This is a genomic window from Dolichospermum circinale AWQC131C, assembly GCF_000426905.1.
Taxonomy (GTDB): domain Bacteria; phylum Cyanobacteriota; class Cyanobacteriia; order Cyanobacteriales; family Nostocaceae; genus Dolichospermum; species Dolichospermum circinale.
The window spans coordinates 28,042-30,657 of sequence record NZ_KE384593.1 but is presented as its reverse complement, the minus strand read 5'-3'; the positions used below and the strand labels follow the sequence as shown (position 1 = coordinate 30,657).

The following is a 2,616-nucleotide window of genomic DNA, read 5'->3' as shown; positions in this document are numbered from 1 at the left end:
GCTAGAAGCAACATCAGGATGGTCGTTTGTAAATAGCCGCCTTCTCATTTCTAAAGCATCAAGTAAGAGAGGTTCTGCTTCACTGTATTTTCCTTGATTATAGTAAAGATATGCTAAATTGTTTAAGCTAGAAGCAACATCAGGATGGTCGCCTGTAAATAGCCGCTTTCTCATTTCTAAAGCATCAAGTAAGAGAGGTTCAGCTTCACTGTATTTTCCTTGATTATAGTAAAGACTTGCTAAATTGTTTAAGCTATTAGCAAGAGCTTCTAGTTTTTGAAATTTAGTTTGTAAAACTATTGCTTTCTCAAGATATTCTTGAGCTAAAGTTAATTCTTTTTGTCTATCTGTAGATTTTGCTGATTTTACTCGTTCAGCATACAAATTACCTAACTGACTGTAGAGAACTTCTGTTTTACTACTATCTGCTCCCCATTGCTGAATAGCTTCTGCTAAAGATGCTTCTAATTGTTCTGGTGAAAAAACAGAACTTGATTGATTATCTTGAATAATATCACGACTTTGATTAATTGATAACTGATTTGTAACCAAAGACGGTTCAGGTTGAAAATGAAATACCCCATTACGCCAACTCCAGAAATCAGGTGCTTGCTTAGGGATTTGATCATAAATACGTGATGGTATCCATAGAATAATTGGCATTTTGAGTTCTCGCAATGCTTCTCGCGTCCATTGCAAATAACCAAAAAACTTTTTCAAAGATTCATTTTGATTAAATGCTCCTAAAGTTTCCGCACCTAATACGATAGCTATGGCATTTTCTGTTAATGTAACTTGTTGTGTAATGGCTTGCTTTAAACTCGGTTCTTGACTATCAAGATAAACTCGATAAATATTGTAATTGGGTGCTAAATCCTGCTCATAATTAGCTATAATATTTTCACGCTGTCTATCTGCATCACACACAGCAATGAAAATCTGTAACATACCAACTCCAGCTTCAAGAGAAACTAACAAACTCAGGTAAGTTTGTTCATTTGCGTTGATAATAGATTGATTAGTTAAGTTATTCATTAAATTAAATTTTCTAACTTTAACTGTTGAATTATCAAAGGATGTAAATCATACCAACTTTCAGTATTTTTATATTCAATCACATAAACATTGTGAAGCAAATCAAGAAACTCTTGCTGTTTAGGATCATCAGGACGATAATCAGTATATGTTTGCAGTAAAATCTCCCGGTCAGTTTTGCTTAGAGTAATTGTCATATCATTTCGCAAAGAATCAAGAGCTTCCTGCAAAATCATCTCATCAATTTGCACATTATCAATTGATTCTCCTCTTCTTGCTTTTTGTCGTAACTGTACTAATACCAAACTACAACATTTTTGAGTAATGCGAACCAATTCTCGAATCACACCACCACTAAATAAAGTAATTTTCAGCAAAACATCATCTGCTAATAAAGTATCATCAATGCGTTTTCGCAAAATCTTCTGTAATTTATCTATTGTTTCAGCAACAGGTTGAGCTTCATCTTTGTGACTTTCACCTTTAGGATAAACCTTTAAAACTGGCATTACAAAGATAGAATTATTTGTTTCCGTTTCGATATGTTTTTTCAAAACACCATCACGAATCGTCGCAATAGGGAGAGTATAAACAACACAAAAATTAGGTTGTAAAAGAACCTTAATATTATCTTGGAAAATACTTTTAATAGCTGCTAAATCGAGTTTATCTAAATCATCAATAATAACCACAATTTCTTTTTTACAAGCTAAAGAAACTTCTGTAGCAATCAAATTGACAGTATTAATCAAATCTCGAAAATCACGTTTAAACTTAGTTTCTATGACTTCGCGGATACTTGCTTCAGCCTTTAATTTACTTTTGAGAAAACTCCAAAAATCAAAACCCGCTTCCAATTCAGCCCCGATTTTACTTTCTTGAATCTGTGTTCTATCTTGAAACCAATTAAAGAATTTTTGTTTTTTCTGACTATCAATCTGAATATTTTCTTTCTCTGCTTTATCCATAATTTGCACAGCAATAGCAAAAAGAATATTAATGTGATTGATAGCGGTAGTTTCAATTAAATCAGAGATAGAGAAAAAGATAGTCAGATAATTATGATCAAATTCTCTAGCAAACTCTGCTAACAAAGTAGATTTACCACAACCACGATGTCCAGCAAAAAATAATTGATTAGTATTATCATCACTATCTAAAATTAGATGCTCTAATTTATCAATTAAATCATGACCATAAGGAACTTGAAACCTTTCAATTTCTTCTTCTGTGATTAAAGGTTGTAATTGTAAATTACGAAATGCTTTTTGGAATGCCTCAATACGGTTGACTACCATTGTTAATACCCTCTATAAATCTACATTTTCATGTTATAACAATTTGATCCTTTAGCTATACCTAAACAAAAAAAATTCTTTTTTAGGCAAATAGTCGCTAAAACAAAGATTGTCACCTTTCCTAAATCAAATACAACCACCCCATAAATATATACTTATCCTCCTTTCTCTTCCTCCGTGAACTCTGTGCCTCTGTGGTTCGTTAAAAAAACCTCCAGTAAACACTAATATTCCTAAGTATGTGAACGGAAAAAAACCGACACAAGTAACGAAAAGTAAAGTT

2 protein-coding genes are annotated in these 2,616 nt (G+C 32.4%); both read right to left on the bottom strand.

Annotated elements, in window-relative coordinates:
- Positions 1-1,035 (bottom strand): tetratricopeptide repeat protein (locus ACIR131C_RS0103830; RefSeq protein ID WP_028089124.1); only part of this gene is annotated, 1,035 nt, incomplete at its 3' end.
- Positions 1,035-2,333, bottom strand: a complete 1,299-nt coding sequence (locus tag ACIR131C_RS0103825; protein WP_028089123.1) for a P-loop NTPase fold protein — start codon at positions 2,331-2,333, stop codon at positions 1,035-1,037. The genes ACIR131C_RS0103825 and ACIR131C_RS0103830, both read right to left, overlap by 1 nt.
- Positions 2,334-2,616 lie beyond the last annotated feature (283 nt).